The organism is Capsulimonas sp., assembly GCF_039929585.1.
Taxonomy (GTDB): domain Bacteria; phylum Armatimonadota; class Armatimonadia; order Armatimonadales; family Capsulimonadaceae; genus Capsulimonas.
The window spans coordinates 60,167-67,409 of the sequence record NZ_JBDSQY010000297.1; the positions used below are offsets into that span (position 1 = coordinate 60,167).

Here is a 7,243-nt window from a genome sequence, read left to right on the forward strand (position 1 = left end):
ATTAACGGCCGGAGAAGAGGTCGTTAATGAGTGTCCCGATCATATCGTCCATCGTCTTGACCACCTTGGCGGCGGCCTGGTATCCACGCTGATACTTCATCATGTTGATCATTTCGCCGTCCGTGGAGACGCCCGTGATCGAAGCCTTCTGCTGGGACAGCTGGCTCAAGCTGGAGTTGGAGCTGGCGGCCGATGTCTTAGCTGCGTCGGTACGGGCGCCCAGGTCCGCGATCCGCTGCTGGAAGAAGTCGCTGACAGTGTCTCCCGCAATCAGCCCTTGCTTCTGTACGCCGGCGAGTAGCGTGGCGTTCTGGCTGTCTCCAGGCGCGGGCTTGGTCGCCGGCGGGGCCGGCTTCGCGGCTGCGGCCAGCCGCAATGGACTTGCGGTCAGCTGAGTATTGACGGCGATCGTCGAAGCATCCGTTCCCGTGAAGAAAGCGATATTCGTGCTGCCGTCGAGCCCGGAACCACCGCGGTGGATCGTGTTGATCGCATTGATCATCGTTCCCGCCACGCGGTCCAGATTGGCCTGGTATCCGGTCACCAGCGCCTGCGACTTCTCAATGCCGGCGAGATCGCCGCCGGTCAGGTCGCCGCGCGCTGTCAAGCCGTCCGTTCCCGTCATGGTCACGGGGTAGAAGTCCGTGCCATTGACCAGGCTGCTTGAACCGATTGTCAGGTTCACGGTTCCGTCAGTTCGGTTGCTGATGCTGATGTTCGCAAGTTTCGAGACCTTATCGATCAGGATATCGCGCTGATCCAGCAGGTCGTTGGCGTCCAGATGCTGCGCCGTGGTCGAGCGGATCGTTACGTTCAAGTCGGCGATCTGGCTGCCGTAGCTGTTCAGTGCGCTGAGGCCAGCCGTCGCTTTGCTGACTAGCTGGTCGCTGATGACGGTGAGCGACTGCTGTGTCTGCTGAATGACCTGCGACATAGCGCTGGCCTTCTGCAGGATCGTGGCGCGGACGCCGGTATCCTCGGGGTTGCTTTCCAGGTTCGTAAAGCTCTGGAAAAATTGGTTCATCGCGTGGTCGATGCCGGTGTCCGACGGCTCCCCGAACGCGCCTTCCACTTGGTGCAGCGTATCGTAAGTAGACTGCTGCATCGTTTGCTGCGACGTGTTGTCGCGGATCTGCACGTTCAAAAACTCATCGGCGGCGCGTGTGATGCTCTGCGCCGTGACGCCGGTGCCGATCATGCCGACATGAGCCGAGCCGGACACGGGCGGAGGAGAATAAGGATCCGTTGTCTGCATATTCGCCGTCTGCACGGAGTAGCCCGGAGTATCGGCGTTGGCGATGTTGTGACCGGTGACGTTCTGGCCGACCTGCGCCGCGGCGAGGCCGCGTGAGCCGATCTCCAGACCAAAGAATGTTCCTGGCATGTGTTGTTTCCTCTGTTAGGCGAGTCGGTCCAGCAGCAGTCGGCAGCCATTCAGGCTTCGCCCACCGTACAGGATATCTGCTTTGCGTCCCGCCTCCACAAAGAGGTCCAGCGTAAACGCAATATACTCAAGTTCGTTGTTGATCAGCCGCTCATTCTGGCGGCTGAGCTCCTGAATGCGATCCAGGGTCAAGCGAAGCGTGTCGCGCACATTCAAAAGCTGTCGGCGACTGCGCTCGGGCAGGTCGTCGACGATCTCGGACAGCACGATCGGCTCGTCGTCCTCGCCCCGGAACGCGGCTTGCCGCGCTTCCAGCTGAACTTCCAGCTGCGCCAGAAGCTGCGCATGCTCGGTTTGCGTATCGTAAAACCGCTTGCGGTCACAGGCGAGAAGCGCGCGCTGCTGTGTTTCCAGCAGACGGCAGTGACGCGATTGGAGCATCTGTTCATCGCGAAGCACTTTGAGAATTTTCTGTGTGTCCGGCATAAGCTCGTTTCTTTCTGCGCCTTTCAGGGCTTTGTGAGTTCGAAAGCCCGGTAATCCCACGGGCTTTTCATTACTTTAATTGTCGGTTCTTCTGCGCCGCCGCATTAGGCTTCTCGGGTGATTTTCCGGCAATGTCGCTAGCTGTTACACCCGGCGACAGGACCGGCAAGCCGTCGGCGTCCACAATATCCTCGCGAGTTAACTGGGTATACATCATCTTCGCCAGCCCAAAGTCTCCGCGATCGGACATCGTCTCGGAAACCTTCTGATCGATCAGTTCCTGAAAGGTCTGCTGCTGATCGCCTTCGTCCTTGAGCAGCGTGCTCTTGGGGATGGACTTGCGCATTTCTTTGAACATCAGGTCCAGAAAATAGCTTTCGAACTGTTGGCAAGCCTTCTTCAAGTCGGCGGGCTGTTTCGCATGCGGCGCATCCGTCAACGGCGGACTGGACGGCGCGTTCAGGGGAGTGAGTTCCATTAAAGCACCTCAATCTCGGCGTGCAGCGCGCCGGCTTCCTTCATTGCCTGAAGGATCGAGATGAGATCGCGCGGCGTGACGCCTAGCGCGTTCAGCGATTTGACGACTTTGTCCAGCGTCGTGCCGCCGGTGACCTTCATCAGCCGGTTATCGCCTTCTTTCGTCTGGATGATCTTGCGCGGCTCCACCACGGTCTTTCCGCCGCTCAGCGGCGCCGGCTGCGAGATGATGGGATCGTTGGTCACGGAAATGGTGAGATTGCCGTGGGCGATGGCGCAGGGCGTGATCGTGGCGTTACCGCCCATGACCACGGTCCCGGTCCGCTCATTGACGACGATCTTCGCGACTTCGTCGGTATCGACCGGCGTGTCTTCTAATTCGGCGATCATGTTGACCGTATCGGCTCCCAAGGCAAAATCCACCTGGATCGTCCCGGCGTCCATGGCGCGAGCTCCCGTGGCGCCGAGCGGTAAATGCCGCGCGATCGCTTTCGCGGCGCGCACCGCCGTGGTGAAATCGGGCTGATTCAGAATGACCGAGACGGAGTGAGCTTCGGCGCCGGCAAACGTCATCGGCACTTCCTGCTCGACCAAAGCGCCGGCGGGAATGCGGCCGGCCGTAACATGGTTCTTCGTGACCGACCCGCCCGCGCCGCCGCCTCCCACAAATCCGCCGACCGAGACGGAGCCTTGCGCCGCCGCGTAAACCTTACCGTCCGCCGCCTGGAGCGGCGTTTGGAGCAGCGTGCCGCCTTGCAGCGACTTGGCGTCGCCCAGGCTGCTGACGGTGACATCAATCGTACTGCCGTTCTTCACGAACGCCGGCAGCGACGCCGTCACCATGACCGCCGCGACATTCTTCAATTTCATGGACGCCGCGGAGGAGTTCACCCCGAACTTCGCGAGCATGGACGCCACCGCCTGCGGCGTGAACGACGACCCCGTACCATCCCCCGTGCCGTCCAGTCCAATGACCAGGCCATAGCCGATCAACTGGTTCGACCGGACGCCCTGCACCACTCCGATATCTTTCAACCGGGCCTGCGCATGAACGGCGGAGCCGCCCGCAGTGAGCGCGAGCAATGTAAAGAGTGCGAATGTATTTTTCATTGATTTGATTATTGGTAGAAATACCGGGTTTCTTTAGAGGGTTCTAAAAAGAAACGCCGGGCGATGAAAATCACCCGGCGTTTCCATCTATTGTCTAAAATAAGAACTTAAAGATCTTCGAAATGAGGCCGTCGTGCTGCTTGTCTCCGACAGGGCCTTTGCCGCCGTACTTGATCTGCGCATCGGCGACCAGGGGCGAGGCGATGGTGTTGTCGGGAGCGATGTCGAGCGGGCGGATGACGCCGGTAAGGGTGATCTCCTGCGTCTCCGCGTTCATGCCGACCTTGCGCTTGCCTTCAACGAGCATGTTGCCGTTGGGCAGGATCTGCTTGACGGTGACCGCGATACGGGCATGAAGATTGTCGTTGCGGTCGGTGCTGCCAGCGGCCGTGCTGCCAATGGAGCCACTCAGGCCGAAGGTCTTGATCTTCTCCAGCAGCGGGCCGAAGCCGGGACCGTAGTTCAAGTTCTCGTTCTTGGAGTTCTTGGTATTCGCCGTGGAGGACGTCGACGCCGTTTCCGTGATGATGATCGTGAGCGTGTCGCCGACGTCGTGCGCCTTGAGATCGGCGAACAGCGACGGGGAGGACGTTCCGGCGGCGCTGTATGTGCTGCTACCCGGGAAAAGCGAAGCGGCGGGGGCGGCGTGAATTGCCGTGAGCGACAGGGCGGCGGTGAGAACAAGAATGCGGCGGTTCATATTTTAAAGCTCCATCTGAACGGTATGCGCGTCGAGAACGACGGCGGTGAGGTCGGTGGCGCTGCCGGTGCGGTGCACGCGGATCGCATCGCCGATGGCGCCGGGATCGCGGGCGACGCCGCTTGAAGCGATCGACAGACCATCTTCCTGCAAAATAATGGCGACAGCATCCCCACGCTTCACGGCGATTACGGGCGCGGCGGCCGGCGCCTGGATGGCGGAGTTAGTCGCTGCATGCGTCGAAACGGCGGCTGTGGTGGGAAGCGAAGGCGCGGACGCCAGGGTGACGGTAATTGTGGGGGAGCCGTCGATCACGGCGTCTCGGCTGGGGTTCAGCCCCGCCTGGCGCATCTTGAGCGCGACATCGCCGGAGGTGAGTTTGCGAGAAGAAGCGGCCAGCGGCGCGCGGCCGACGGTCACCGAAGCAAGACGGGCGCGTGCGGCGGCGTCGCCGCCAGTAATGTCCGCGATCTCCCCCAAAGAGAAAAGCCCGTCCGCGTCGGCCGAAACCGAAGCGCTGGCGCGCATCGAGACATGGGCGACGGACGAAGAAACGGCGGCAATCTTATGCGCCGCGCTTCCCAGAGGGGAAGGGGCTGCAATGGACGAGTGGGATAACCCCACGGCGATCAGGCCAAGACTGGCGATCAGAAAGCGTTTCAAAATCTCATTCCTCCAGCGGAGAAGCGAAGCAGGCAGTGCGTCATTGCCCGGCGATTGAAATCGCGTCTAGAAGTACACGATGTCCACCAGCATGGACTCCAGAAAAGAATCGCAATCGCAAAGTTTCTGGAGTACCCGAAGGGGTACATCGTGCACTTCTAGCCGCGAATTCATTCGCCGGCAAAATTCAGATTGCCAGGCGAATAGATTCGATCAATCCCGCTTAGTGCTTCAGTTGGTTGGCGGTGGAGAGCATCTCGTCCGCCGTCTGGATGGATTTGGAGTTGGTTTCGTAGGCGCGCTGGGCGGTGATCATGTTGACCATCTCCTGCACGATCTGGACGTTGGACATTTCGAGGATACCCTGCGAGAGCGAACCGAAACCCTCTTGTCCTGGGGTGCCGTCGACCGCAGAGCCTGAGGCGTCGGTGGCTTTGAAGTTATTGCCGCCGATGTGCTCCAGACCGGCCGGGTTCGCAAAACGAGTCAGGGTGAGCTTGCCGACGGAGGACGATGCGTTTCCGACGGTCACGTTCACGGTGCCGTCCTTGCCGATGGCGATATCGGTGGAGCCGTCGGGTATGGTGATTTCCGGTTGAATGGCCATGCCGTCGGAGTTGACCAGCTTGCCCTGGGCGTCGCGCTTGAAGGCGCCGTCTCGGGTGTAGCCGGACGTACCGTCGGGAAGCAGGACTTTGTAGAAGCCGTCGCCTTCAATCGCGACGTCCAGCTTCTGGCCGGTATTCTGGAAAGTGCCCTGATCGAACATGGTGACCGTGGCGCCGGCTTTGACGCCGAGGCCGACTTCAATGCCGGTGGGCGACGTCGCGCCCTGAGCCACGACCGAACCGGCGGGGCGCATTTCCTGGTAAAGCAAATCTTCGAAGTCCGCGCGGCTTCGCTTGAAGCCGGTGGTGTTGACGTTCGCCAGGTTATTGGCGATGACGTCCATATTCATCTGTTGAGCCATCATGCCGGTAGCCGACGTGTAGAGTGCGCGCATCATAGTAGCGTATTTCTCCTAGCGTTTTTGATCGACGCCCAAGTCGTGGGCGGCGGGTCGATCGGCTTCCGTCAGCACGAATGCGGACAGTCCAGCCGAGAAAGTGATTGCCGTTTTATTATCGGCAAAATAACGAAAAATCTTTACTGGACCCGGGCGACTTCGTTCACGGCCTTGCCCGTCGCTTCGTCTTCGGTCTGGAGCATCTTCTGATCGGTCTCATAGGCGCGCAGCACCGCGATCATAGAAACCATGTCGCCGACGATGCTGACGTTGGCCGTTTCCAGAAAACCCTGGTGAACCTGCGAGCCGCTGGAGGCGGGACGGACCTGGGAAACGGTGACCATGTTGTCGCCGACTTTGATCGCGTTATCCTGGCTGGAAATTCCCGCCAAGCCGAGCGTCGCGACGCTGCGTCCGTCTGCGGTGATCTGGCCGTCGAGACCGATCGTGATATTCTTGGCGTTCTGCGGGATGGAGATCGGCCGGTTGCTGCTGTCCAGCACCTGGGCTCCGCTCTTCATCAGCACGAGCTCTCCCTGCGCGTTCAGCGTCATCGATCCGTCGCGGGTGAAGCGGATACCTTGCGGAGTCTGCACTTCGAGAAAGGCGTCGCCGCTCAGCGCGACATCGAGCGGGCTGTTGGTCTTTTGGAGGGCGCCGCCGGTATAGTCAGTCGCAAGCTTGTAGACGGAGCCGCCGTTTCCCAGCGAACCGACTTGACCGCGATCCTGGCTGGTCTTTTGCAGGAGCATGCTCTGGAAAGCGGAAAAGCAGGGAATATCCTGCTTGTAGCCCGTGGTGTTCACGTTGGCTAAATTGTGCGCGATCGCATCCTGGGCCTGTTCGTTGGCGAGCATTCCGCTGGCCGCTGTATATATTCCGCGTGTTATGGCCGGTGTTTCCCTTCCCGATACTTGTTCTAACATGATTATCGGGCAGTGTGCGCGGGATCTTTAGTGGAAAAAGTACCGGATTTTGGGTAAAACTTTTGAGTGGAAATTTTAGCTTTGGAGACGAGAGGATCGGCAACTATGGCGGGAAATACCGAAGATGCAGTGAACGAGTTTATGGGCGACAATCCCCGGGCCTCGGAGTGGCGCGCCCTGCGGCTGTCCCTGACCGACCGGCTGCGAGCCCTGGTCAATCAGCGCGAGCAGGAGAGCGACCTGAGCGTGCTGGCGGGCTTGAGCCGCCAAATCAACACCTTGCAGCAGCAGATCGACGCACTGGGAATTGAAGAAGTGGTTTCGAAGTTCGTGGAAGATTCCGTACGCGTGACCATCGCGAAGCCGGACCTGGGGGATGAAGAACTCGACGACTGAGGATTGGCCCTCATCCCCCCAGCCCCTTCTGCCAACTCTGGGAGAAGGGGAGTCAGAGGGAATTTCAATTTAGAAAAATCCTAATCTAAAATCTC

General features: G+C 59.9%; 9 protein-coding genes. 1 reads left to right on the forward strand and 8 read right to left on the reverse strand.

From position 1 onward, the window contains the following. Position 1: 1 nt before the first annotated feature. The 8 genes from flgK to ABIZ35_RS22890 form a co-directional block, all read right to left on the reverse strand. Entirely contained in the window at positions 2-1,384 is a 1,383-nt protein-coding gene (gene flgK / locus ABIZ35_RS22855) for a flagellar hook-associated protein FlgK (protein ID WP_348222242.1), read from the reverse strand. Positions 1,385-1,399: 15 nt separating this feature from the next. Next, a complete protein-coding gene (gene flgN / locus ABIZ35_RS22860) occupies positions 1,400-1,870 on the reverse strand; it encodes a flagellar export chaperone FlgN (RefSeq protein ID WP_348222243.1) in 471 nt (156 codons plus the stop codon). A gap of 70 nt (positions 1,871-1,940) precedes the next feature. Continuing rightward, entirely contained in the window at positions 1,941-2,348 is a 408-nt protein-coding gene (locus tag ABIZ35_RS22865) for a rod-binding protein (RefSeq protein WP_348222244.1), read from the reverse strand. Next, entirely contained in the window at positions 2,348-3,457 is a 1,110-nt protein-coding gene (locus ABIZ35_RS22870; RefSeq protein WP_348222245.1) for a flagellar basal body P-ring protein FlgI, read from the reverse strand. Before ABIZ35_RS22870 ends, ABIZ35_RS22865 begins: the two co-directional genes overlap by 1 nt. A 94-nt stretch (positions 3,458-3,551) precedes the next feature. Further along, positions 3,552-4,157 carry a flagellar basal body L-ring protein FlgH gene (locus ABIZ35_RS22875; protein WP_348222246.1) on the reverse strand — a complete coding sequence of 202 codons (606 nt, stop codon included), beginning with the start codon at positions 4,155-4,157 and terminating at the stop codon, positions 3,552-3,554. A gap of 3 nt (positions 4,158-4,160) precedes the next feature. After that, entirely contained in the window at positions 4,161-4,820 is a 660-nt protein-coding gene (locus tag ABIZ35_RS22880) for a flagella basal body P-ring formation protein FlgA (RefSeq protein ID WP_348222247.1), read from the reverse strand. Positions 4,821-5,043: 223 nt separating this feature from the next. Next, positions 5,044-5,826, reverse strand: coding sequence for a flagellar basal-body rod protein FlgG (flgG, locus tag ABIZ35_RS22885; RefSeq protein WP_348222248.1), 783 nt, complete (start codon positions 5,824-5,826; stop codon positions 5,044-5,046). Between the two features lie 140 nt (positions 5,827-5,966). Further along, complete coding sequence (locus ABIZ35_RS22890; protein WP_348222249.1) at positions 5,967-6,752, reverse strand: flagellar hook-basal body protein; 786 nt, start codon at positions 6,750-6,752, stop codon at positions 5,967-5,969. A gap of 105 nt (positions 6,753-6,857) precedes the next feature. Between ABIZ35_RS22890 and ABIZ35_RS22895 the strand changes: the two genes are divergently transcribed. Then, positions 6,858-7,148 carry a hypothetical protein gene (locus tag ABIZ35_RS22895; protein ID WP_348222250.1) on the forward strand — a complete coding sequence of 97 codons (291 nt, stop codon included), beginning with the start codon at positions 6,858-6,860 and terminating at the stop codon, positions 7,146-7,148. The last annotated feature ends 95 nt before the right edge of the window (positions 7,149-7,243 follow it).